Annotated in this window: 27 protein-coding genes, 2 tRNA genes and 2 pseudogenes; 16 read left to right on the forward strand and 15 right to left on the reverse strand. The window is 63.4% G+C overall.

The window, feature by feature from the left end:
* Positions 1-48 precede the first annotated feature (48 nt).
* Together P5W99_RS08500 and P5W99_RS08505 are read left to right on the forward strand one after the other, a co-directional pair.
* Complete coding sequence (locus tag P5W99_RS08500; RefSeq protein ID WP_421024112.1) at positions 49-435, forward strand: hypothetical protein; 387 nt, start codon at positions 49-51, stop codon at positions 433-435.
* A gap of 74 nt (positions 436-509) precedes the next feature.
* Complete coding sequence (locus P5W99_RS08505; protein ID WP_421024113.1) at positions 510-1,226, forward strand: DUF2939 domain-containing protein; 717 nt, start codon at positions 510-512, stop codon at positions 1,224-1,226.
* Positions 1,227-1,341: 115 nt separating this feature from the next.
* On the opposite strand, the gene P5W99_RS08510 is transcribed toward P5W99_RS08505, so the two are convergent.
* Complete coding sequence (locus P5W99_RS08510) at positions 1,342-1,815, reverse strand: universal stress protein (RefSeq protein ID WP_035526110.1); 474 nt, start codon at positions 1,813-1,815, stop codon at positions 1,342-1,344.
* Between the two features lie 176 nt (positions 1,816-1,991).
* Here P5W99_RS08510 and nodI point away from each other — a divergent pair.
* A pseudogene (nodI, locus tag P5W99_RS08515) lies at positions 1,992-2,898 on the forward strand (nodulation factor ABC transporter ATP-binding protein NodI).
* 10 nt (positions 2,899-2,908) lie between these two features.
* On the forward strand, positions 2,909-3,745 hold the full coding sequence (locus P5W99_RS08520; protein WP_421024115.1) for an ABC transporter permease: 837 nt from the start codon (positions 2,909-2,911) through the stop codon (positions 3,743-3,745).
* A 21-nt stretch (positions 3,746-3,766) separates the two neighbouring features.
* On the opposite strand, the gene P5W99_RS08525 is transcribed toward P5W99_RS08520, so the two are convergent.
* The 4 genes from P5W99_RS08525 to P5W99_RS08540 form a co-directional block, all read right to left on the reverse strand.
* A complete protein-coding gene (locus tag P5W99_RS08525; protein ID WP_035526100.1) occupies positions 3,767-4,189 on the reverse strand; it encodes a hypothetical protein in 423 nt (140 codons plus the stop codon).
* Between the two features lie 141 nt (positions 4,190-4,330).
* Entirely contained in the window at positions 4,331-5,401 is a 1,071-nt protein-coding gene (locus tag P5W99_RS08530; RefSeq protein WP_421024116.1) for a permease, read from the reverse strand.
* Between the two features lie 133 nt (positions 5,402-5,534).
* The gene (locus P5W99_RS08535) at positions 5,535-6,587 is read right to left on the reverse strand and encodes an NADP(H)-dependent aldo-keto reductase (RefSeq protein ID WP_421024117.1); all 1,053 of its coding nucleotides are present in this window, start codon (positions 6,585-6,587) and stop codon (positions 5,535-5,537) included.
* 168 nt (positions 6,588-6,755) lie between these two features.
* On the reverse strand, positions 6,756-7,031 hold the full coding sequence (locus P5W99_RS08540) for a hypothetical protein (RefSeq protein WP_421024118.1): 276 nt from the start codon (positions 7,029-7,031) through the stop codon (positions 6,756-6,758).
* Positions 7,032-7,481: 450 nt separating this feature from the next.
* On the opposite strand from P5W99_RS08540, the gene dusA reads away from it, so the two are divergent.
* From dusA to P5W99_RS08555, 3 genes are all read left to right on the forward strand, one after another.
* Positions 7,482-8,507: a tRNA dihydrouridine(20/20a) synthase DusA gene (dusA, locus tag P5W99_RS08545; protein WP_421079550.1), complete on the forward strand. Its 1,026-nt coding sequence runs from the start codon at positions 7,482-7,484 to the stop codon at positions 8,505-8,507.
* Positions 8,508-8,601: 94 nt separating this feature from the next.
* Positions 8,602-8,677: transfer RNA gene (locus P5W99_RS08550), tRNA-His, on the forward strand.
* Between the two features lie 368 nt (positions 8,678-9,045).
* Positions 9,046-9,417 carry a DUF805 domain-containing protein gene (locus P5W99_RS08555; RefSeq protein WP_421024120.1) on the forward strand — a complete coding sequence of 124 codons (372 nt, stop codon included), beginning with the start codon at positions 9,046-9,048 and terminating at the stop codon, positions 9,415-9,417.
* A 45-nt stretch (positions 9,418-9,462) separates the two neighbouring features.
* Here P5W99_RS08555 and P5W99_RS08560 read toward each other — a convergent pair whose 3' ends face one another.
* From P5W99_RS08560 to ssuD, 5 genes and pseudogenes are all read right to left on the reverse strand, one after another.
* Positions 9,463-9,705: a DUF6566 family protein gene (locus P5W99_RS08560; RefSeq protein ID WP_421024121.1), complete on the reverse strand. Its 243-nt coding sequence runs from the start codon at positions 9,703-9,705 to the stop codon at positions 9,463-9,465.
* Between the two features lie 98 nt (positions 9,706-9,803).
* Positions 9,804-9,905, reverse strand: a pseudogene (locus P5W99_RS08565) (TOBE domain-containing protein); the annotation flags it as partial.
* A complete protein-coding gene (locus P5W99_RS08570) occupies positions 9,863-10,822 on the reverse strand; it encodes an ATP-binding cassette domain-containing protein (protein WP_421024122.1) in 960 nt (319 codons plus the stop codon). The pseudogene P5W99_RS08565 and the gene P5W99_RS08570, both read right to left, overlap by 43 nt.
* On the reverse strand, positions 10,819-11,667 hold the full coding sequence (gene ssuC, locus P5W99_RS08575) for an aliphatic sulfonate ABC transporter permease SsuC (RefSeq protein WP_434660242.1): 849 nt from the start codon (positions 11,665-11,667) through the stop codon (positions 10,819-10,821). The genes P5W99_RS08570 and ssuC overlap by 4 nt, the downstream gene beginning before the upstream one ends.
* 92 nt (positions 11,668-11,759) lie before the next feature.
* On the reverse strand, positions 11,760-12,917 hold the full coding sequence (ssuD, locus tag P5W99_RS08580) for an FMNH2-dependent alkanesulfonate monooxygenase (RefSeq protein WP_421024124.1): 1,158 nt from the start codon (positions 12,915-12,917) through the stop codon (positions 11,760-11,762).
* A gap of 364 nt (positions 12,918-13,281) precedes the next feature.
* On the opposite strand from ssuD, the gene P5W99_RS08585 reads away from it, so the two are divergent.
* On the forward strand, positions 13,282-13,707 hold the full coding sequence (locus P5W99_RS08585) for a hypothetical protein (protein ID WP_413185749.1): 426 nt from the start codon (positions 13,282-13,284) through the stop codon (positions 13,705-13,707).
* Between the two features lie 60 nt (positions 13,708-13,767).
* Here P5W99_RS08585 and P5W99_RS08590 read toward each other — a convergent pair whose 3' ends face one another.
* The 3 genes from P5W99_RS08590 to P5W99_RS08600 all read right to left on the reverse strand — a co-directional run bounded on the left by P5W99_RS08590 (position 13,768) and on the right by P5W99_RS08600 (position 16,109).
* The gene (locus P5W99_RS08590; protein WP_421024125.1) at positions 13,768-14,925 is read right to left on the reverse strand and encodes an enoyl-CoA hydratase/isomerase family protein; all 1,158 of its coding nucleotides are present in this window, start codon (positions 14,923-14,925) and stop codon (positions 13,768-13,770) included.
* A 99-nt stretch (positions 14,926-15,024) separates the two neighbouring features.
* Positions 15,025-15,756, reverse strand: coding sequence for a TetR/AcrR family transcriptional regulator (locus P5W99_RS08595; protein WP_434660244.1), 732 nt, complete (start codon positions 15,754-15,756; stop codon positions 15,025-15,027).
* 68 nt (positions 15,757-15,824) lie between these two features.
* Positions 15,825-16,109, reverse strand: coding sequence for a DUF1488 domain-containing protein (locus P5W99_RS08600; RefSeq protein ID WP_421025220.1), 285 nt, complete (start codon positions 16,107-16,109; stop codon positions 15,825-15,827).
* Positions 16,110-16,416: 307 nt separating this feature from the next.
* On the opposite strand from P5W99_RS08600, the gene P5W99_RS08605 reads away from it, so the two are divergent.
* The gene (locus P5W99_RS08605; RefSeq protein WP_421024127.1) at positions 16,417-16,629 is read left to right on the forward strand and encodes a hypothetical protein; all 213 of its coding nucleotides are present in this window, start codon (positions 16,417-16,419) and stop codon (positions 16,627-16,629) included.
* 28 nt (positions 16,630-16,657) lie between these two features.
* Here the strand turns inward: P5W99_RS08605 and P5W99_RS08610 are convergent, their stop codons facing one another.
* Both P5W99_RS08610 and P5W99_RS08615 read right to left on the reverse strand, forming a co-directional pair.
* On the reverse strand, positions 16,658-16,990 hold the full coding sequence (locus P5W99_RS08610) for a DMT family transporter (RefSeq protein ID WP_421024128.1): 333 nt from the start codon (positions 16,988-16,990) through the stop codon (positions 16,658-16,660).
* Between the two features lie 10 nt (positions 16,991-17,000).
* Positions 17,001-17,498 (reverse strand): heme-degrading domain-containing protein, encoded by a 498-nt coding sequence (locus tag P5W99_RS08615; RefSeq protein WP_421024129.1) that lies wholly within the window; start codon positions 17,496-17,498, stop codon positions 17,001-17,003.
* Positions 17,499-17,717: 219 nt separating this feature from the next.
* Here P5W99_RS08615 and P5W99_RS08620 point away from each other — a divergent pair.
* The 7 genes from P5W99_RS08620 to P5W99_RS08650 all read left to right on the forward strand — a co-directional run bounded on the left by P5W99_RS08620 (position 17,718) and on the right by P5W99_RS08650 (position 23,308).
* Positions 17,718-17,794: transfer RNA gene (locus P5W99_RS08620), tRNA-Met, on the forward strand.
* Positions 17,795-17,907: 113 nt separating this feature from the next.
* On the forward strand, positions 17,908-18,189 hold the full coding sequence (locus tag P5W99_RS08625; RefSeq protein WP_421024130.1) for a hypothetical protein: 282 nt from the start codon (positions 17,908-17,910) through the stop codon (positions 18,187-18,189).
* A 252-nt stretch (positions 18,190-18,441) separates the two neighbouring features.
* Positions 18,442-19,629: a hypothetical protein gene (locus P5W99_RS08630; RefSeq protein ID WP_434660247.1), complete on the forward strand. Its 1,188-nt coding sequence runs from the start codon at positions 18,442-18,444 to the stop codon at positions 19,627-19,629.
* Between the two features lie 238 nt (positions 19,630-19,867).
* Complete coding sequence (locus tag P5W99_RS08635) at positions 19,868-20,413, forward strand: NUDIX hydrolase (protein WP_421024132.1); 546 nt, start codon at positions 19,868-19,870, stop codon at positions 20,411-20,413.
* 14 nt (positions 20,414-20,427) lie between these two features.
* The gene (gene aat / locus P5W99_RS08640) at positions 20,428-21,192 is read left to right on the forward strand and encodes a leucyl/phenylalanyl-tRNA--protein transferase (protein WP_421024133.1); all 765 of its coding nucleotides are present in this window, start codon (positions 20,428-20,430) and stop codon (positions 21,190-21,192) included.
* Positions 21,193-21,351: 159 nt separating this feature from the next.
* On the forward strand, positions 21,352-22,131 hold the full coding sequence (locus P5W99_RS08645) for an arginyltransferase (protein WP_421024134.1): 780 nt from the start codon (positions 21,352-21,354) through the stop codon (positions 22,129-22,131).
* A 142-nt stretch (positions 22,132-22,273) separates the two neighbouring features.
* Positions 22,274-23,308 carry a quinone-dependent dihydroorotate dehydrogenase gene (locus tag P5W99_RS08650; RefSeq protein ID WP_421024135.1) on the forward strand — a complete coding sequence of 345 codons (1,035 nt, stop codon included), beginning with the start codon at positions 22,274-22,276 and terminating at the stop codon, positions 23,306-23,308.
* Positions 23,309-23,359: the final 51 nt, after the last annotated feature.

A 23,359-nucleotide genomic window follows, 5' to 3' on the forward strand; every position in this document is an offset into this window, starting at 1 on the left:
CGCCTGCGCATTTTCTGCGCATCTTCTGCGCATTTTCCGGAGAGAGTCATGGAACGCCTTGCCCGCCTGTTGCCCTTCCGTCAATTCGGCCGTCTGCGCCATCTGCGCGGGATTGCCTCGTGCGCCATGCGCGAGGCGCGTGCTTCGGCGGCGGCCCTTGGCCGTCAATGCGGCTACCAGATCAATGGCTCGCTCTTCGACGACATCGAGCAAGAAGACGAAGCGCGCCCGCTGCCTTCCGCGCAGCCGGCCTTCGCACGCGTTTCGCTCAACAGCACGCTGAATGCGGAGCAGCCCGACCGCCGCGCACCGGTGCGCGTCTATCACGGCCAGTCGCGGCTCATCATGGTGGGCACGATGGAGGCGGTGTGCCGCGCCATCGACCGCTGTATCGCGGAGCAGCAGGCCGATGCGCCGGTCGCGCTGGCAAAGTAAGCAATAAAAGTGGGATCGTTTTTGATTGCGCGCGGTCAACACCCTGATTGAACACTGCAGGGTTGCACTAACCAATGACCGATACCCAAACGTATCCGCGCAAATCATCCAGCTGGAAGAAGCCCGTCGCAATCGCCGTCGCGGCGGTTGCAATCGTGGCGGCAGTGGGCTATGGCTATGCATCGCCATATATCGCGCTGAATAACCTCAAGGCAGCCGCCGACGCACGCGACGCAGCCGCACTGAGCGAGTACGTCGACTACCCGGCGCTGCGCGCGAGCTTGAAGCAGCAGGTTGGCGAGATGCTGCAACAACGCATGGAGGCCGCCCACGCCAGCAATCCACTCATGCTGTTCGGCGCGATGATCGGCAATGCGCTGATCGGCCCACTGGTGGACGCGTATGCCACGCCAGAGGGCGTGGCCGCATTGCTCAGCGGCATGCCGCCGACCGGCAAGCCGGGAGAACGGCCCGCGCCTGTGCCGCCGGCTGAAGCGCCGTCGCCGCCACCATCGTCACAGGCAGGCCAAGCGACGCAGCCCGCGCCCGGCAATCCGCCGGCTCAGGCGCAATCGCCGCAGCCGCAGCAAGCTCAGCCGCGCGCGCAAACCTCGGCGGGCTATCGCAGTCTGAACACGTTCGTTGTCACGTGGCAGCGCGGCGCAAACAGCGGCTATGGCGGCGATCGCTATGCCGCCATCCTGCAGCGTCATGGGCTGTTTTCGTGGAAGCTCGCCGCCGTGGAATTGAACGAGCCGAATACCGGCAACGACGCGAGCGCGTCGAACTGAGCAAGCCGTACCGAGATGAACCGCAAGAATTGCGGCGAGCCATCTTCGTGGTAGTGGCTCCGCCGCTTTTCGCTGATTGACTGAGCGCTGCAATCGCGGAAGCGATTGATAGCGGCTAGGCCGCCGCCTGCTGTTGCTGTTTTTCCTCGGCAGCCGAAGAGCAGGCCACGAGAATGCTGCACGTCACGCGGTCGAGCAGCGGCGTATTGCCCGCACCCATCCACCAGCGCGAAAGTCCGGTGCGGCAGCGATGCCCCACCACTACGAGATCGACGTGCAGCTCATTGGCGAGATTCGCAATCTCGTCGATCGGATGGCCGAACGCGAAGTGGCCCTGCGCGCGCACGCCGCGTTCGGTCAGCCAGTCCACGCCTTCCTGCAGAATCTCGCGCGCCGTTTCTTCGAAGCGCCCACATGCCACGTCGGTGAGCAAGCCCGCACTTTGCGCGATCGTCGAGCGCATGTCGACCACCGAAAGCAGATGGGTCTCCGCATGCAGGTCCAGCGCCAGATCCGCGCCGCAACGCAGCGCCTTGCGGCCTTCGCGCGAGCCGTCGTAACAAAGCAGAATTTTCTTGTAGCTCGCCATGATCGATTCTCCCTACCCGTCTGGAAACGCAGGTCACTATTACATGATGGTGCGCCGCAATTCGACACGCAAGGGCTGGAAAACGCCAGGTTTGCGTGCACATCGATGGTGCAACGGCATGGGGAGATGAACGCCCTATAATAGGCCGCCTTGCAACATGCAACAGCCGCCCAACCATGCCCGCCATCGAATTCGAGCAGGTGATCAAGCACTACGGAGACAGGACCGTCGTGAACGGCCTGTCGTTCGACGTCCTCCCCGGCGAATGCTTCGGGCTCCTCGGCCCCAACGGCGCAGGCAAGACCACCACGTTGCGCATGCTGCTCGGCATCGTTTCGCCCGATGCCGGACGCATCAGCCTGTGCGGCGAACCGGTGCCCGCGCGGGCACGTCATGCGCGCGCGCGCGTGGGCGTCGTGCCGCAATTCGACAATCTCGATCCCGACTTCACAGTGCGCGAGAATTTGCTCGTGTTCGGCCGCTACTTCGGACTCTCGGCAAGCGAAACGCGCGCTCGTCGCGCCGCTGCTCGAATTCGCACGCCTCGAAAGCAAGGCCGATGCGCGCGTGGGCGAGCTTTCCGGCGGCATGCGCCGCCGTCTCACGCTGGCGCGCGCGCTCGTCAACGACCCCGACGTGCTGGTGATGGACGAGCCCACCACGGGTCTCGATCCGCAGGCCCGCCACCTGATCTGGGAGCGGCTGCGCTCGCTGCTCGCGCGCGGCAAAACGATTCTCCTCACGACGCATTTCATGGAGGAGGCCGAACGGCTTTGCAATCGCGTCTGCGTCATCGAGGAGGGCCGCAAGATCGCCGAGGGCCCACCGAAGGCGCTGATCGAATCGGAAATCGGCTGCGACGTGATCGAGGTCTACGGGCCCGATCCGGTGGCGTTGCGCGACGAGCTCGCGCCGCTCGCCAAGCGCACGGAAATCAGCGGCGAAACGCTCTTCTGCTATGTCGACGAAGCCGCGCCCGTGCATGCGCTTTTGCGCCATCGCTCGGATTTGCGCTACCTGCATCGGCCCGCGAATCTTGAAGATGTGTTCCTGCGGCTCACGGGCCGCGAGATGCAGGATTAACATCGCCATCATGCAGACACGCACGCAAACCCCGCCGCCCACGCGTCCCACCCAGTCGCCCATGCGCGAGCCGCGCGCGGCGCTGCCGTCGAACGCGACGCACTGGATCGCCGTATGGCGGCGCAACTATCTCGTCTGGCGCAAGCTGGCAATCGCCTCGATGTTCGGCAATCTCGCCGATCCGATGATCTATCTGTTCGGCCTCGGCTTCGGGCTCGGGCTGATGGTCGGCCACGTCGACGGCGTCTCGTACATCGCGTTTCTCGCGGCAGGCACGGTGTCGTCTTCGGTGATGATGTCGGCGAGCTTCGAGTCCATGTACTCGGGTTTCTCGCGCATGCACGTGCAGCGCACATGGGAAGCGATCATGCACACGCCTCTCTCGCTCGGCGACGTGGTGCTCGGCGAGGTTGTCTGGGCCGCCAGCAAGTCGGTGCTGTCGGGCGCGGCCATCATGATCGTGGCGGGCCTGCTCGGCTACGCGAGCTTTCCATCGATGCTGCTCGCGCTGCCCGTGATCGCGCTCGCGGGCCTCGCATTCGCGAGCTGCGCGATGATCGTCACGGCGCTCGCGCCGTCCTACGACTTCTTCATGTTCTATCAAACGCTCGTGCTCACGCCGATGCTGCTGCTTTCCGGCGTGTTCTTTCCGCTCACGCAATTGCCCGCCGTCGCGCAGCACGTCACGCTGATGCTGCCGCTCGCGCACGCCGTCGAGTTGATTCGCCCGGCCATGCTCGGGCGCCCGATCGAGCATGCGGGACTGCATCTCGCCGTGCTCGTGCTCTACGTGGTGGTGCCCTTCGGCGTCGCCTCGATCCTGTTCCGGCGGCGCATGATGCGCTAACGCGCGCGGTTCGGAGCAAGCTCAGTCTTCGTCGTCGCCCCAGGGGATGTCGACATCCGAAATGAAGGCGACGGTCGCGAACGGGCCGCCTTCCTGACGGCCGATCTTGCCGTCGGCGCGATGCCACTCGACGCGGAACTGCGTGGACTGCGACTGGGCAAGCAGGCGAATCGTTCGGATCTCTTCCGGATCCGAGTCCTCGACGGGACCATCGAGCGAAATCAGCAACTGCTGCGGCCAGAGGCCGTCGGCGGGATCGTAAATGCGGTCGCCATCGGGGATCGACGTGTGCGCCTCAACGCCGATGGTCGCCGACGCCTCGACGATCATCTTGCCGAGCGCGCGCAAAACCGCCGTTGCACGAGCGGAGTTGGCCTGCCGGATGGCGAGGTCGCCCCGCGTCAGGGCCTGTTCGAGTTTCGGATTCGTTTTTTGCTTTGCCATGGCGGTTCCCGGGCGCGAGCCCTGTTCTGTGCGGACTCCAGCCGGCTGGCCGGCAATCCGAAGTTGATGCGTGTCTCTTATCTTAGGGCCTGTTCACGCCGTTGCGCACCAATACGTGCGAACAGGCCTTAATGAAGCGCGCTAAAAGCCCAGCGCGACTGTCGCCAGCCCTGCCACCACGCCGAACAGCACGACCACCGAGCCCACCAGCGCCAGCGTACGCACCCGGAACGAGCCGGCCAGCATCGCGAACGACGGCAGACTCACGGGCGGCAACGTCATCAGCAGCGCGCCCGCCGGCCCCACGCCCATGCCGAGCGCCAGCATCGCCTGAATGATAGGCACCTCGCCGGCGGTAGGGATCACGAACAGCATGCCGGCCAGCGCAAAAACGACGATCCAGCCGAGGCTGCTCGCCACCTCGGGCCCGATGTGCGGAAAGAGCCACGCACGCGCCGCGCCCAGCAACAGCACGAGCACAATGTATTCCGGCACGAGCCGCACCGCCATGCGCACGAAAAGGCGCAGCCAGCGGATGAGCACATTGCCGCTCTCGGCCTGCTCCTGCGCGAACATCGCGAGCCGCACGTCGGCGGCGAGCGCCTCCTCGCGCGTCACCAGCCGGTTCGCGAGCCAGCCGAGGCCGAACACCATCAGCACGCCCAGCACGAGGCGCAGCGCACTCCACTGCCAGCCCAGCACGAAGCCCATGAACACGAGCGTCGCGGGGTTGAGCACCGAGTTGCCGAGCCAGAACGCGATCGCCCCGCCCGGCGACGCATTGCGCGCGCGCAGCCCCGCCACGACAGGCGCGGCGCAGCACGTGCACATCATGCCGGGCACCGCGAGCAGACCGCCCGCCGCGACGCTGCCGAAACCATGGCGCCCCAGGACGCGCGCAATCCATTGCGCCGGCAACAGCGCCTGCACACCCGAGCCGAGCAGCAGGCCCAGCACCATTGCCTGCCAGATCGCCTTGCCGTAGGCCAAGGCATAGTCGAGCGCGGCCGCGAACGACGGCTCAGGAGCGCTCGCCGCGCCGCCCATCAAGATGGACTTGCCGATCGAATGCGTGGCCTCGGCCGTGAAAGCGCGGTGGTAATACGGAAACCACTTCACATAGAACAGGCCGGCAACGGCCAGCAGAATGAAAAGGGGCCAGCCCCACGAGGGCGGCGATTGTGGGGGTTGTGCTTCGCGTGCGCTGGTCATTGTAGTCATACTCCGCTAAGGGGCTCGGGGTCGGATGATCCGGGGCGAGCGGGTCAAGCAAGGCGCCGACCGGCAGAACCGGGCAGCGCGCGCCGCATGATGCCAGCACGCGCAATGCTTGATCAAGCCAAATTCAAGGTGCGGGATTGGGCTGTACCTCATGCAGCGCGTCGATCTGCGCGAGCGCTTCGGACGAAAGCCTGATATCGACGCTGCCGATATTTTCCTTCAGCTGCGCCATCGAAGTCGCGCCAATCAGATTGCTGGTCACGAACGGCCGGCTGTTGACGAACGCGAGCGCGAGCTGCGAGGGCGACAGCCCAAGCTCCTTCGCGAGCGCCACATAGCGCGACGTGGCCGCCACCGCCTGCGGCTTGCTGTAGCGCTGAAAACGCTCGAACAGCGTGATGCGCGCGCCCTCGGGCCGCGCGCCGCCCTCGTATTTGCCCGAGAGCCAGCCGAACGCCAGCGGCGAATAGGCCAGCAGGCCGATGCCTTCGTGATGCGAGAATTCGGACAACCCGCTTTCGAACGTGCGATTGAGCAGGCTATACGGATTCTGGATGCTGACGATGCGCGGCAGCCCCAGCTTTTCGGCGGCGCGCAGGAATTGCGCAACGCCCCAGGGCGTTTCATTCGACACGCCGATATGGCGCACCTTGCCCGCCCTCACGAAATCCGCGAGCACGGCAAGCGTCTCCTCGATCGGCACCGTGTATGCATCGTCGATCCATGGATACGCGTTGCGGCCGAACGTCATCGTGCTGCGGTCGGGCCAGTGCAATTGATAGAGATCGACGTAATCGGTCTGCAGGCGCGCGAGGCTGCCATCGAGCGCTTCGGTCAGATTCTTGCGGTCGAACTGATTGCCGTCGCCGCGGATATGACGCGGATTGTGCGGCTGGCGTGCCGGGCCCGTTATCTTGGTCGCGAGCGCGATGCGATCGCGCGCCGCGCGATGCCGGGCGAGCCACGTGCCGATGAAACGCTCGGTCTGCCCTTGCGTTTCGGGGCGCGGCGGCACCGGGTACATTTCCGCTGCATCGATGAGCGTGACGCCGTGATCGAGTGCGTAATCGATCTGCTCGTGCGCTTCGCGCTCGGTGTTCTGCTCGCCCCACGTCATCGTGCCGAGGCCGATCAGGCTCACCTTGACGTCCGTATCGCCGAGAGTGCGGTATTCCATCGAAGCATTTTCCATCATCTAATTGAGAAGAACCGCGAAACTATCACGCCGGCCGATTTTTTTCAGGAGCCGGGAAATCCGCGCGCACAAAGCAAAGCGCCGGGGTCCTGAGGACACCCGGCGCCCAGGCCGCCCGATTCAGGGGCGGCGCTTCGGACCGCGAGAAACTTAGTGGCCGAAAAACACTTGCTGCGAACGCGGCGTTTGATCGTGGCGGCTGCCCGACTGCGTCGCCACGCTCGCGACACCGCCGTACGACGCGTCGACGCCTTGCTGCTGGGCACGCTCGGCCGCTACCGTCTGGGCGCTCTGCCCTTGTTGCGACGCCGGCGCGCCAACGTCCGGACGATAAGACGGCGCGGGGCCATAACCGCTGGCGAACGCCGGAGCGGCGATGGAGGCGGAAGCTGCGACCAGCAGCGCGGCGATCAGTTTGGTCTTCATGGTGGACTCCAGTATCAGTTTCGATTGCAGTTCGGGGATGGCGCCGCGCCTGGGAGGTCGATGCCCCATGAGCTGCGTCAGTGAAACTCAGTGTATCCACCTACTATCAAAAAATAATCACGATATATCGAATTTACTATTCCAACGCCGCAAACAATCGCCTCTGCCAGTCCTGGCGGGCCTGAGCGAGGAACTGGTCCTAAAAAAGCGCAAAAAATTTCTGGCGCGATGCACAACACAGAGCACTGATTACATAACGTTCAAAGGGTCTTTCGCGCGGCCGGGCGTGCGGTACGCGCTCCTGCGAGCGCTCGCGCAAAAAGCTCGGCCCACGCATGCCGCCTTGCCGCAGTGCGAAATTGCCGGAAACGCCCCAGAACTCACTGGGCAGGATGCGATAAAATAAAAGGTTGATCCACGCTTGCCGCGCTCCCTGCGCACCGATTCGCCATGTCCACCCACCGTATCGCCAGTCCCCGCCGCGTGTCCGTCGCACCGATGATGGATTGGACCGACCGCCACTGCCGCTCGCTGCACCGCTTCATTTCACGGCACACGTGGCTGTATACGGAGATGGTGACGACAGGCGCCCTGCTCCATGGCGACGTTCCGCGCCATCTGGCGTTCACGCCCGACGAAGCGCCCGTCGCGCTGCAACTGGGCGGCAGCGAGCCGGACGACCTCGCCCGCTCGGCCAGGCTTGGCGAGCAATGGGGCTACGACGAAATCAACCTGAACTGCGGCTGTCCGTCAGAGCGCGTCCAGCGCGGCGCATTCGGCGCATGCCTGATGAACGAGCCGCAGCTCGTGGCCGACTGCGTGAAGGCAATGCGCGACGCAGTCTCGGTGCCGGTGACGGTGAAGCACCGCATCGGCGTGGATGCGGTCGAGGACTACGCGTTTGTGCGCGATTTTGTCGGCACCATCGCGGAGGCGGGATGCACGGTTTTCATCGTCCATGCGCGCAACGCCATTCTTAAAGGCTTGAGCCCGAAGGAAAATCGCGAGATTCCGCCGCTCAAGTACGAGTACGCGTGGCAGCTCAAGCGCGATTTTCCGCAGCTCGAGATCATCATTAACGGCGGCATCAAGACGCTCGACGAGGTGGCTTTGCACCTCGAGCACGTCGACGGCGTGATGCTCGGCCGTGAGGCTTACCACAACCCCTACGTGCTGGCCGGTGTCGATGCGCGCTTCTATGGCGCCAGCAAACCCGCGCCCACACGCGATGACATCGAAGCGAAGCTGATGCAGTACTGCGCGAGCGAAATGGCGCGCGGCACGCACCTGGCCGCGATCACGCGCCACGCACTGGGGCTGTACCGCGGCGAAGCCGGCGCGCGCGGATGGCGACGCGTGCTGTCGGACAACCGCAAGCTCGCCAAGGGCGATCTCGCGATCTTCGAGGAAGCGCGCGCGCACCTGCGCAGCCCCATGGAAGCGTCGCCTGCACTTTCCTCCGAAATATTTGAATAAAGGGACTAGGCAAGTCCGATCGGCTATGTATATAATCTTGCTTCTTGATTGACGCCGCTCACAAAGCAGCGCCAACAAGGAAGCAGTAACAGTGGTGGCTGTAGCTCAGTTGGTAGAGTCCAGGATTGTGATTCCTGTCGTCGTGGGTTCGAGTCCCATCAGCCACCCCAGAGAATTCAAACAAAAAGCCCAGTTCCTTTGAACTGGGCTTTTTGCTTTCTGGTTTTCGAATACCCGTCCCGCTCCTCCCCGCCATTAACTCAGAAAATGATCAATTCCATGGACTCCTTATGGACTCGATCATATTAGCGACTGCCTGGCGACTCGACGCCTCAATGCCCCAAGCAAGCCTTCACTGTATGCAGAATGAATAGTTTCAGCAAATCTATTCATAGCGAATAATATGCAGGATGCCAAATCAATAAACTCGATGAAATCGATGAAATCGATGACATCCCATCGCCACCCGTGCGTAAAATCGCTTCCCACAGCAAGACGATCCCAATAGCACGCACCCGACGACGGACATATCGACACCATGGAAAAATGGCTCGAACGACGCTTCACGCTTTCTGGCCGCGCCACGCGCCGCGAGTACGCCATCACGATGCTGCTCTTCCTGATATTCGTTTATGCACTCGACGTTTTCATGCCCGAAGACGGGCTCGGCAGTACGCTTGCGGCCACGATTCTCGGCATGGTGATTGCGTGCGTGGCACTCTGGGTTCCCATTGCCGCAATGGTGCGCCGGCTCCACGATATTGGCATGAGCGGCTGGTGGTGGTGGTTGATGGCCGCCATGCCGCTGGGCCAGATCGGCATCGTGCTGCTGCTATTTGTCGGCCCTGATAAATTCAATGGAACACGCTTTTATCCGGACCCACGCAAAAGCGAGGCGAGTGCCTTCTGAGCACGCACCTTACCAGGCGGCGCCCTACCGGCAACGCGATAAACCTCATTGCACCGCGTTGCCGTCGATCCACGCACGCGCCGCCTCGAAGCCCGCCTCGGCCGCCGCATGCTCGGTCGACCACAGGCGGTCGATATGGACCAGTTGCCAGTCCGTTACCAGAGCGCCGTCCTTGAGCACGCGAAAGTGCGCCTTCACGCCCGTGAGCACCTGCTCAACCGCCACTTCGATGTCGTAGTCCTTGTAGCGCTCCTCATAGTCACCCATGTCGATGCCTTTCGGCTCCATGATCGTCTCTCCGTCGTGGCCAGGTGATCCATCCTCCCACTTCCACGCCGGGCGCACAACTCTGCGCGCAAGCCCCGAAGCCGCCCGCCAGCGATTGACAACCGCACGATCGACACCTCCGTCGACTTCACGAGCGCAACGACTTCCGAGCGGACCTTCAGTTCGAGTTCGTCGATCGAGCGCGTCGTGATGACCGACGTGGCGTCTCGCTGCCCAGCACGCGCTGGAGCACGCGCGCTTCGATCCCGGCAAAGCGCGCGTCCGCGCGGGCGCGAGGACGTTCGAGCGGCACGCGCTGGTCGAGTGCGATGCAGCCCTGCTCCACCAGCAGAATGCGGTCGCCCAGCGCGACGGCCTCATGCACGTCGTGGGTGACCAACAGCGCAGTAAAGCGATGCTCGCGCCAGAGGCGCTCGATCAGCGCATGCATTTCGATGCGCGTGAGCGCATCGAGTGCGCCGAACGGCTCGTCGAGCAGCAACAAGTGCGGCCGGTGCACCAGCGCCCGCGCAAGCGCCACGCGCTGACGCTGACCGCCCGAGAGCCGTGCGGGCCATTCGTCGGCGCGTGCAAGCAGCCCGACTTCATCGAGCACGGCGCGAGCGTCGTCGCGCGCACCGCGCCCAAGCCCGAGCATCACGTTCTGGAGGACGGTTTTCCACGGCAGCAGCCGTGCGTCCTGAAACATCATGCGCGTCTCGAGCGACGCGCCACGCTCGTCGCGCCGCGTAAGCTCGCCGGCATCGGGTGCTTCGAGCCCGGCAACGAGGCGCAGCAGCGTAGATTTCCCGCAGCCGCTTCGTCCCACGATCGCCACGAAGCTGCCGCGTTCGATCGAGAGGTCGAAGCCATCGAGCACGACGCGCTCGCCATAGCGCTTGCCCACGCGGCGCAATTCGACGGCCGGGTGGTGCGTGCGCGCGTCACTGCGCGCAGTCGCCGTTTCTGTCGTTACCGGCGCGCGTCGATCCTGTTCGCCGGCTTGAGTGCGCTGCGCGCCATGCCGCGCGTCCGCCTCGTGCGCTTCGCGCTCCTGGGTGCGCGGCAACTCGATCTCAGCTTCGAGATCACGGCCCGCGACGCCGCCGAAATGAACCGCCAACGTGCTTGCGTTCATGCATCGCTCCCTTGTTGATAAGCGGGGTGCCAGCGCAGCGCAGCACGTTCGAGCCATTTGGCGAGCCAGTCGGCGAGCTTGCCGAGCGCGGCGTAGAGCAGAACGCCGACCACCACCACATCGGTCTGAAGAAATTCGCGCGCGTTCATCGTCATGTAGCCGATGCCAGACTGCGCGGAAATCGTTTCCGCGACAATCAGCGTCACCCACATCAATCCGAGCGCGAAGCGCGCGCCCACGAGAATCGACGGCAGTGCGCCGGGCAGAATGACTTCGCGACAGAGCGCAAAGCCCCTGAGACCATAGCTGCGCGCCATTTCGATGAGGTTCGCGTCGACCGAGCGGATGCCGTGAAAAGTATTCACATACACCGGGAAAAACACGCCGAGCGCGACGAGAAACACCTTCGCCTGCTCCTCGATGCCGAACCAGAGGATCACGAGCGGAATCATCGCGAGCGCGGGAATATTGCGGATCATCTGGATGGTCGAGTCGAGCGCGGTCTCGGCGGACTTGAAGAGCCCGGTGGCAAGACCGAGCACGAGGCCGATGCCGCCGCCGATCGCGAAACCCGAAATCGCGCGCCCGGTGCTCACGCGCACGTCCTGCAGCATCTCGCCCGATTCGACGAGCGAGCACGCGGCCTTCACGACCGCGAGCGGTTCGGGCAGCACGCGAGTGGAAAGCACACCGCTGCGTGCGGCCAGCTCCCACGCGGCCAGAATCGCGAGCGGCACGAGCCAGGGCGCGACGCGTGCGAACGCCTTGCGCCCAACCAAGGCGAATGGCCGCACCCCACGTGGATCAATGGCCGCGCCGGCGGCGGTTACAGCGGTTTGGTTCATCGTTATGTCATCCTGATCATATTGCGCGGTTCTGGCGATATTGAATTCGCGTTCGCCTCCATCTGGAAACCGATAAGCCAGTCGATCGTGGATCAGCTCTGGCTCACCTTCGGCAAATACTGATTACCGACCACCTCGCCGAACGGACCCGAGGCCGGACCACCAGACGTCTTCGTGCGGCGTCCCGGCAACAGCGGAAACACGAGCTCTGCGAAGCGGTAGGATTCCTCAAGATGAGGGTAGCCCGAAAGAATGAAGGTCTCGATACCCAGCTGCGCGTATTCCTTCATGCGTTCGGCAACCTGCTCCGGATTGCCGACCAGCGCCGTGCCCGCGCCGCCACGCACAAGGCCCACGCCCGCCCACAGGTTCGGATGCACCTCCAGTTCCTTGCGCGTACCGCGCTTGCCGCCGTGCAGCGCGGCCATGCGGCGCTGGCCTTCCGAATCCATCTTGTTGAACGCCGCCTGCGCACGCGCGATGGTGTCGTCGTCGAGACGGCTGATGAGGCGCTCCGCCGCTGCCCATGCTTGCTCTTCGGTCTCGCGCACGATCACGTGCATGCGAATGCCGAAGCTGATCTTGCGGCCGTGCCGCTCGGCCCGTGCGCGGATATCGGCGATTTTCTTCGCGACGGCCTCGGGTGGTTCGCCCCACGTCAGATAGGTATCGATGTGCGCGCCCGCCATATCGTGAGCAGCCGGCGACGAGCCGCCGAACCACAGCGGCGGATGTGGATGCTGCACCGGCGGATAAAGCGCCCTGCCGCCCTTCGAACTCAGATGCTTGCCTTCGAAGTCGATCGCCTCGCTGGTGTGCGAAGCGGCAAGCAGCTTGCGCCAGATATGCAGGAATTCGTCGGTGATTTCGTAGCGCGTGTCGTGATCGACGAACACCCCGTCGCCTTCGAGTTCGGCGGCGTCGCCTCCCGTCACTACGTTGATGAGCAAGCGTCCATTCGAAAGGCGATCGAAAGTCGCGGCCATGCGTGCGGAAAGCGCCGGCGACGAAAGGCCCGGGCGAATCGCAACGAGAAACTTCAGGCGCCGCGTCGCGGCGATCAGGCTCGATGCCACGACCCAAGCGTCTTCGCATGAACGGCCCGTCGGCAGCAGAACGCCTTCATAGCCGAGCGTATCGGCCGCGACGGCCACTTGCTGGAAATAGGCGAGATCAGCGGCGCGCGCGCCTTCGGCCGTACCCAGATAACGGCTGTCGCCATGGGTCGGGATGAACCAGAAAACATTCATGCATTGCTCCTGCTTTTGTTCGACCCGTGAGACGGAAAAGTTCGAGGCGCGGCCCCATGCGATGGCAAGGACCGGAACACCGCTCAAACCGGCGGGGTCGATTAAATCGGCGGGGCCACAACGGCGGCGCCGTCTTCATGGAGACCCAGTCTAGGGATCGCCCTAAGCGTTTTGAACGATTTTTTTGAGCTTAGGTTTTCCACTTTCGTGCTTTACGCGACGCTTTAACATACACAGGTGCAATCACAGGCGCGGCGCGCCGATATAATGGCGCACACATCGACAATAATCCGGCCGGCCGCGCTTTTACGCCTTTTCATTTCGGGCATGCGCGGTCCGCGCCACGCAATCCTCGCGCACCCTCATGCAAAAACTGATTTTGCCGTTCGTATCCGGCTTTCTGGCCTCGCTGTTCTTTCGCGAAGCAACACTCGCGCTGCTTCACGCGGCGCAAGTCATCGATGCCGCCGGTTTCTCCACCGAGCCGTTCGCTCCCATCGGCCTGCCTGAGTTCCTCGTCAACGCGATCTGGAGCGCGCTGTGGGCCATCCCGATGACGTGGCTGCTGCGCATCTCGCCGTCGCGCCCCGCTCCGTGGGTGCAGGCGTTCGTGTTCGGCGGCATCGTGCTCACAGCCGCCATGCTGTTCGTGGTCGATCCGCTGCGCGGCATCTGGCCGAGCGGCAACATGCTGCCTCGCGTCGCCATGGGCTTCGCGTCGAATGCGGTCTGGGGTTGGGGCGCACTCGTGTTCATGCGCGCCTTCATGAGCGAAACCAGCGAAGACTGAAGCGGCGCTCATGCGCGGAGAAAGTAGCAGGCGCGCCACGCGCAGCGCCCGCCGGCGAGTCTAATCCGGCAACGCCCGCAGCGGATGCCCGGCGGCATCCCAGGGGCTCTTGAACATCGCCTGCACGTCGGCGGGCGGCACATCCTCGATACGCGCGAAACGCCAGTGCGGATCATTGTCCTTGTCGATGATGCGCGCGCGGATGCCCTCCATCGCGTCGCCCTGGGCAAAGCTCGATCGCGTGAGATCGAGATCGCGGCGCAGTACGTCGGCCATCGAGCCCTCCGCCAGCGACACCGCTTCGAGCGACACCGCCATCGACAACGGCGAGCGCTCCCGCAACACCCCCACGATCTGCTCGGCCCAATCGCTTTGCACATCCTTCGCGTCGTGCTGCACGCTCTCCAGCGACGCAAGAATCGACGCCACCGAAGGCCGCGAAAAATGCTGATCGATCCATGCGCGCGCAACGGCCAGCGCCGAACACGCTGCATTGCGCCGCACCTCCTCGCTCGATGCGGCAACGGCACGAATCCGTTGGACGACCGCTTCGCCCGTTGCGAACGACTCAGTCAGCAGTGCATCGAGCAGCGCGGGCCACGCCGCCTCGTCGATGAACACATCGGCGAGACCGGCATAGAGCGCGCTATCGGCGTCGATCGTCTCCCCGGTCACTGCGAGATAGCGCCCGAGCGCACCCGGCGTGCGCGCGAGGAACCAGCCCATGCCGACATCGGGAAAGAACCCTATGCGTGTCTCGGGCATCGCCATGCGTGTCGTGGTGCCTGCCACGCGCAGTCCGCCGGTGCGATGCGCGCCCTGCGTAATCCCCATGCCGCCGCCCATCACGACGCCATTCAGCAACGCGATATAAGGTTTCGGATAACTGAAGATTGCATGATTCAGCCGATATTCCTCGATAAAAAACGTATCGACTGCAGCGTGATCGCCAGCGCGGTACGACTCATGGAGAAAGCGGATGTCGCCGCCCGCGCAGAACGCGCGCGGATGACGCGTGTGCACGATCACGGCGAGCACTTCGGGGTCGTCGCGCCAGGCATCGAGCGCGGCCTGCATCGAGCGAATCATCGCCGTGGTCAGCACGTTGAGCGCCCGCGGGCGATCGAGCTCGATCAAGCCGATGCGGTTCGCAACCTGCGTGAGCACGTACTGCGCTGCATCGGCGGCAAAGGCGTTTGCGGTGACTTCCTGTGACATGACAATCGATCGATCAGGATGAAAGCACGAAGAAAACCTGCGCTCCGCGGCAGCGCGCGCCATGCTCGCGCCCCCAGCTAACCGCGCCCAGCGAGGCTATCACGATGGGCCGTTTCGCGTTTTCTCCACTGCACTAGCGGGCGGTGGCGGACTGCCAAGCCAGCCGCCGAGCCCGGCGTCGACGATCGGCGCCAACGCCGCCTCATGTGCGAACCCCGGCCCGATCAGCGAAAACACCACCACGCCATGGAGCATCGCCCATAACGCGCGTGCAAGCAGCGCAGGCTCGCCTTGCGCGCCGCTGCGCAAATGCCCCGCGGTCACAAGCGCTTCGAGCGCATCGGCGAACAGATCCGCCACGCGCGCAGCGTCCTCGCAAGGCAGCGCATCGCCGGATTCGGCAATCGCCGGAGGGTCGCGCGCCGGCCGCGTTGCCGCACGGCCCGTCACGTGCGTCCCGGAACGGCCGCCCTCCCGCGGCTCCATGAACATGAGCCGGTAAGCCTCCTGATGCGCGCGCCCGAAGGCGACATAGGCATGCGCCAGCGCATGAAGCCGCTCCCACGGGTCGCCGATCTGCGCGCACGGTTCAAGATGCGCAAGCAACTGCGCAAAGCTCTCGCGTCCCAGCGCGCGGGCAATCTCATCGCGGCTGTCGAAATGGAGGTAAAGCGAAGCCGGCGAATAGCCGATCGCCTCGGCAAGCTTGCGCATCGAAAGTGCATGCAGCCCGTCGCGCGTCACGATTCGGCGTGCGGCATCCAGTATGCGCGCGCGCAGTGCCATGCGAAACGCGGTGGCATCGGGGTCTTTGGGTTCAACGATGTCCATGGGAACAGCCTGAGCGCGATTATCGAGCCGGTGCGCCGGGATGTGCGGCACCGGCTCGCCCAGTCTCATCAGGAAAGCAAAGTGCCCGGCGGAAAATGGCCGCTTTTTAGCAATACCGGCGTGCCGTTGCTGAGTTCAAGATGCGCGCGCGCCACGGCCTCGATGCGCGCTCGGCCGGCATCGAACGCCTGCATCCACGCGTCGCGCCCCGCGGACAGCGCACCGAAATGATCCTCGAGCGCCTCGACGGAGATCGCGCAGGGCACGCGCGCACCGTCCACCAGCGCGGGAAACCCCACGGTGAGATTTGCATCGTGCCAGGACGGCGCCTCGGAAGGGAAACGGATATCCATGTCCAGCCCCGTTGGAAAATCTGCAGAAGAAAACCCGCACCGACGGACGGCGGGATCGCGTCCCATGTTACTCGCTGCACGCCCCGACAGGACCGATACGTGACATCGGCCACCGTGCAACCGATAGACGAATGGGTATGGAAGCTGCAACACTGAACATGATCGGCGCGCGAGAAATGCGCGCCATGCAAACCTTTCACTATTGCAAGCGCGGCTTTGTGTGAAGCGCAGCGCCAGCCCGGTTCAACCGGAAGCACGGGCCCGGAGTCAGTGCCAAAGCACTAACGCCGGCCGACGCAGGAAAACTATGGAATCGCACCTGAACGGCCAATACTTCGAAGAAAACCGTGAAATATCCGAGCAGCAGGCCGCGAGCCGCTGGTTCACTTACGCACAGGAACACGGCATCGAGGTCTCGCACGCGATCAGCCTGTGGGAAGACGCGGCCACGCCCGAAGGCGAACGTAGCCGCGAGACCATCGCGACCAGCGGCATCCGCATCGTGCCGCCTGAATACTGAATGGTCTCGGTATGGCCTCGGCGCGACCTCAGTGAGCCTGCATTTTTGAAAACAGATTCAGCACGACCACACCGGCCACGATGAGTCCGAGACCGAGCACCGCGGGCAGATCGGGCACCTGCTTGTAGAGCACCATCGCGACGAGCGTGATGAGCACGATGCCCACGCCGGACCAAACGGCATAGACCACGCCCACGGGCAAATTCTTGAGCGTGAGCGAGAGACAGTAGAACGCGACGCCATAACCGGCGACCACCACCGCCGATGGCACGAGCCGCGAAAAACCCTCCGAAGCGCGCAGCGCGGACGTGGCAATGACTTCCGCGACGATGGCGATGGTGAGAATGAGCCAGGGAGACATGCGCATCGCGTCAGGCCTTCGCAAGCGCGAGCTTGCTGTAGTCGGCGTCGAGATGCGCGCACAGCGCCTCGACCACGAGTTCGTGATCGGCACGCTGCGGCAGCCCCGAAACCGTCACCGAGCCGATCACGCCGGCGCCCGCAACGGCCAACGGAAACGCGCCGCCATGCGTGGCGTAATCAGCTACGGGCAGGCCGTTTTTCTCCGCGAGCGAGGAGCCCGACTGCTGCACGCGCAAGCCGATCGCATACGAACTACGCCGGAAATGCTCGACCACGCGCGACTTGCGGCGCGCCCACTCGACGTTCTCGGGCGTCGCGCCGGCAAGCGCGCAGAAGAACAGCGGCAGGCCAAAGGTGCGCACGTCGATGACGACCGCGTGCGAACGCGCGACCGCAAGTTCGCGCAGCAAAGTGCCGAGTTGCCAGGCGCGATCGGTGTCGAAACGGGGAAACACCAGCGCGTGTTCCTGCGCGGCTATCGATTGCAGATCGAGGGCGATGTCCATGAGAAGTTATGAGGCAGAGTAAGGGGCGAAAAGGTCGGGCGGCTCGCGATTTCTGCTGCGACAACCGGGCACACGATTCTAGCCTGGCCCCTTATGCGAACGGACCGGGCGCAGCCTCGCCCGCCCGGTCCGCAATGATTCTGCTATCTCCCAGAAGAATGTTGGTAATTGTTGTTGCGTCGCAGCGGCATTTACCCTATACTTTCTTTCTCTGACGGACGCGGGGTGGAGCAGTCTGGCAGCTCGTCGGGCTCATAACCCGAAGGTCGCAGGTTCAAATCCTGCCCCCGCAACCAAAGTCCATTGAGACTTTCACAAAAACCGTCATGCCATCAAACCCGCTTCGGCGGGTTTTTTGTTGTCCAGCGAAATCCATCCCGAACGCGGGGCGATATTTGGGGACCGATCAATGAAGAAGCAAACATTCGTCCGCCTGGCACTTGCCGCCGCCTCTGTCGGTCTGGCCAGCGCAGCATACGCGACCGATGTCAACGTAGGCATCAACGTGGGGACCCCTGTCCCTGTCGTGGTCGCGCCGCCGCCCGCCGCCATCGTCGTCACGCCTGGCTGGTATGGCGACCGCTATTGGGATGGCCGCCGTTACTGGGACCGCGACGACTGGGACAAGCACCACCACAACAACAAGGGCTGGCACTGCCCGCCCGGTCACGCCAAGAAGGGCGAATGCTAATCGGACGCCCTTCCGGTCACGCACCCAACACGAAAAACCCGGCTCGCGCCGGGTTTTGTTTTTCTGGCACCTTCCGGTTTCACCTGTCCTTCCTGCCCGCCAATTCGGCACGAATTAGGATAGATCCGATTCGCAACAGGCGAAAAATATCACCATATCTTAGATAAGATATTGCGGTACCGCCGAATTGCATCAAATTTGTAAGGCAAAAATCTACTGGCCTCCAAAGATCGGCTCCAGAGAGATTAAATCATGTTCAAAAATGATTGGGCGAGAATCAAATATTTCGCCGGGCTGGCAAACACATTTGATGAAACTCTACTAAACCTATTAACCAATATCGCAAACGATCCCGATGCGCTTAGAGAACTCGCTTATGCCTTATACGAAAGTGATCGATTCGAGCAAACTCTGAGTGTGGCAATGCAAGGGCTTGCAATTTCACCAGCACATCCCGTATCGCGTTACGACGCCGCAAGAGCATGCAGCATAACAGGAGATGTCGCGAAAAGTCGCCAGCATATCGAGATTGCAGTGAGCGTTCACAGCAAGAATCCCTATTTTCAAAGTCATTATGCTGACACGCTATTACGCCTCGGTGAATTTGAAGAAGGCTGGAAACGCAAAAAATGGTATTACCAAATGCCCGGAATTGAAGAGAGCATGGTTCAGCTCCCCTTTCCCAGGTGGTCGGGCCAACCGGTCTCTGGAAGCACATTTTTGCTCGTCGGCGAACAAGGACGCGGCGACGAGATTCAATTTTTAAGATTTGCGAAATGGTTGAACGAAGAAGGCGCAACAGTGGACGCGCTAGTGTGTGAGCCTATAGTGCCATTGGCAAAATCCATGGCCAGCATTCGCGCTACCTATACTCGAATTCCACCGTGCTCCTATCAATACTGGTGCCATATAACCAGGGTTCCAGAATTCATGAACCTTGAGCTTTCGATGCTTCCCTACGCAACCCGATACATATCGTCATCATCGGAAAAAGACGACTACTGGAATCATAGGATCAACGCGCTTACCACCAATGGAGCTTCCAGAGGGAATATGAAAATCGGCGTTGTGTGGGAAGGAGGTCCTGCGCACTCGCTCGATCGTTTCCGGTCGATCAGCCTGAATACATTTATCCCCCTCTTCACACTACCGAACGTGACGTGGTTTTCCTTACAGAAAGGAAAAAGCGAGCGAGAAAATTGTGCGCTCGAGAAGCATTTCGATTTGCACACGCTTGGCCCGGAAATTCACGATTTTACGGATACGCTATCAATACTCAACAAACTGGATTTGCTTATTTCGGTTGATACATCGGTCGCTCACCTCGCGGGCGCGGGCGGCACTCCAGTGTGGACGCTCATACCGGCTTACGGCGATTGGCGATGGCTCACCCATAGAACGGACAGCCCCTGGTATCCGACCATGCAATTGTTTCGGTAACGCAAATTACGAAATTGGGTTGAGGTCGTGAGTGAAGTGAGGGATGCATTGCTGGCACGCACCAGGGCCAAAGCCTGGCGCGGTGTTCGGCGCGATCCCCGCTGAAATCGAACCGCTTCCGATCGCCACACAAGCGAGCAGCAGCCCGCCCCCTCCTCCAATACCGGGAATCCGCGCCCGCTCCCGTCGCCCCGCCTTGCGGTGATACACTCGCATCACCCATCCCCCTATCGTGCCCATGAAATTCTGCTCGACTTGTGGTCAGGCGGTCAGCCTGCTCGTTCCGCCCGGCGACAATCGCGAACGCTACGTCTGCTCGCACTGCGGCGCCATCCACTACCAGAATCCGCGCAACGTGGTCGGCACCGTTCCCGTCTGGGAAGACAAGGTGCTGCTGTGCCGCCGCGCGATCGAGCCGCGCTACGGCTACTGGACGCTGCCCGCCGGCTTCATGGAGATGGGCGAGACGACCTCCGAAGCCGCTGCGCGCGAGACGCTCGAGGAAGCCGGCGCACGCGTCGAGGTGCAGAACCTGTTCTCGTTGCTGAATGTGCCGCGCGTGCATCAGGTGCATCTGTTCTATCTTGCGCGCCTGCTCGACCTCGATATCGAAGCCGGCGAAGAGAGCCTCGAAGTGCGCCTCTTCGAAGAGCACGAAATCCCGTGGGACGACATCGCGTTCCCCACCGTCGGCCAGACCCTGCGCTGCTTCTTTTCCGACCGCCAATCGGGTAGCTACGGCCTGCACACAGGCGACGTCCTGCGCTCCCTGCGCGACGGCTGACCTGCTTTACGGCGATGGTGCCCTGGCTTTCGCCCGACGACCCGTTCCCGCCTGTCGAGCGCGCCCTTGGCGCGTCGAGCGGCGCGCCGGGCCTGCTTGCCGCAAGCGCCGACCTGCTGCCCGCGCGCCTCGTCGACGCCTATCGGCACGGCATTTTTCCGTGGTACTCGGACGGCCAGCCCGTGCTCTGGTGGAGCCCCGATCCGCGCATGATCCTGCGCCCCGACGAGTTCAAGGTCTCGCCCTCGTTCAAGAAAACGCTCAAGCGCGTGCTGCGCGACCCCGCGTGGGAAATCCGCGTCGACAACGATTTCGCCGCCGTGATGCGCGCCTGCGCGAACGCGCCGCGCCGTGGCCAGCGCGGCACCTGGATCACCTCCGACGTGATCGACGCCTATTCGAGCCTGCATCGCATCGGTGACGCGCACAGTATCGAAGCGTGGCTCGACGGCCAGCGCGTGGGCGGCCTCTATGGCGTCTCGCTCGGCAAGATGTTTTTCGGCGAATCGATGTTCGCCTCCGTCACCGACGCCTCGAAGATCGCGCTCGCCGCGCTCGTCGCGCATCTGCGCCGCAACGGCGTCGGGCTGATCGACTGCCAGCAGAACACCGCGCATCTGGCTTCGCTGGGGGGGCGCGAAATCGGGCGCAAGGCGTTCATCGCGCATGTGCGCGCGACGGTAGGCGCGGGCGCGTTCGGCTGGCGTTTCGATAAAAGCGTGCTCGCCGATTGGATCGGCCAGGGCCACGCCGACAACAGCGCCGTATCCGCGCTCTAGGACACGCGTCAGGGCAGCCCCACGCCCGTCGCCCATGCCCGGCGGCGCGCAATTCGATGGATGCGCGTCTGGCGTCGATGTTAGTATGCAAGGAGAAAACGTCGCATCCGCTGCGCGTGGCGCTGCGCGACGATCCGAACCGCAACGAGAGCTGCCAACGTGACGCATCCGAACGAGCTGCCGCTTTCACCGCTTTCCGCGCTGCAATTCTATGCAACGGCACCCTACCCCTGCAGCTATCTGGAGGGGCGCATCGCGCGCTCGCAAGTGGCGACGCCCAGCCATCTCATCAATTCCGACGTCTACACCGATCTCGTGAAGGCGGGCTTCCGCCGCTCGGGCGTCTTCACCTACCGGCCCTATTGCGATGGCTGCCGCGCCTGCGTGCCGGTGCGCGTGCCGGTCGAGCGCTTCACGCCGAACCGCACCCAGCGCCGCACCTGGAAGCATCATGGCGAACTCGTGGCGACGGTCGCGCCGCTCCATTACGACGAGGCCCATTACGCGCTCTACATGCGCTACCAGTCGGCGCGGCACGCGGGCGGCGGCATGGACCGCGACAGCCGCGACCAGTACGAGCAGTTTTTGCTGCAAAGCCGGATCAACTCGCGCCTCGTGGAATTTCGCGAGCCCGATCCGCAGCGCCCCGACGAGCCCGGCACGCTGCGCATGGTGAGCATGATCGACATCCTCGGCGACGGGCTGTCCTCGGTCTACACCTTCTTTGAGCCCGACAGCCCGCACACGAGCTACGGCACCTACAACATCCTCTGGCAAATCGAGCAGGCGCGCAGTCTGCAACTGCCCTACGTCTATCTCGGGTACTGGATTCGCGAGAGCCCGAAAATGGCCTATAAAGCCCGCTTTCAGCCGCTCGAAGGCCTCTTCGACGGCGTCTGGTGCGCGCTCGGCTCCACGAGCGAAGCTGCTGCAGGCTAGCACGCGAGCGGCGCCAAGTTGATCTTCCCGTGCATGCGCGCAGCCCGCCGCCGTTTGCGGTAAATGGCGGGGGTGAACTGCGTGGTGAACTTTATCGCTAAAATAGCGGGTTCTCATTTTTCTGCGCCTGCGCCTTTTCCCCGTGTTCAGCACCCTTTATCCGCTCGTCCGCGACCGGCTCTTCCGCATGGACGCCGAAGACGCCCACCATCTCTCCCTGCGCATGATCGGCGCTGCGGGCCGTACGGGCATGGCAGGCCTCTTCGCGCCGCGCGTGCCCGACTCGCCGCGCACCGTCATGGGCCTCACGTTCCGCAATCCGGTGGGTCTCGCCGCGGGCCTCGACAAGGAAGGCGCCGCCATCGACGGATTCGCCGCGCTGGGCTTCGGCTTTATCGAAGTGGGCACGGTCACGCCGCGTCCGCAGCCGGGCAACCCGCGTCCGCGCATTTTCCGCCTGCCCGAGGCCGGCGGCATCATCAACCGGATGGGATTCAATAACCAGGGCGTCGAGCAGTTCGTGAAGAACGTGCAGGCCGCGCGCTATCGCGGCATCCTCGGCCTGAACATTGGCAAGAACGCCGACACGCCGATTGAGCGCGCAGCCGACGACTACCTGTTCTGTCTCGAGCGCGTCTATCCGTTCGCGAGCTACGTGACGATCAACATCTCGTCGCCGAACACGAAGAATCTGCGCCAATTGCAGGGCGGCGGCGAGCTCGACGCGCTGCTCGCCGCGCTCAAGGACAAGCAGCAGCGTCTCGCCGACATGCACGGCAAGCTCGTGCCGCTCGCGCTGAAGATCGCGCCGGATCTCGACGATGAGCAGATCAAGGAGATCGCCGACACACTCCTGCGCCACCAGATCGAAGGCGTGATCGCGACCAATACGACGCTTTCGCGCGCGGCGGTCGAGGGCCTGCCCAATGCCAACGAAACCGGCGGTCTCTCGGGCCGCCCGGTGTTCGAGGCTTCGAACGAGGTGATCCGCAAACTGCGCGCCGAACTCGGCGAGCAGGTGCCGATCATCGGCGTAGGCGGCATTTTCTCGGGCGAAGACGCGCGCGCGAAGATCGCTGCAGGGGCATCGCTCGTGCAGGTCTACACGGGTTTCATCTACCGCGGCCCGGCGCTCGTTGCCGAATGCGCGCGTGCGCTGGCCTCGGGCCGCGCGTGAGGCTATAGTTTCAGGCCATGTGCGGCGCATGGCGCGCATCGGGCCATGCAC

This window comes from Paraburkholderia sp. A3BS-1L (genome assembly GCF_051125215.1).
Classification (GTDB): domain Bacteria; phylum Pseudomonadota; class Gammaproteobacteria; order Burkholderiales; family Burkholderiaceae; genus Paraburkholderia.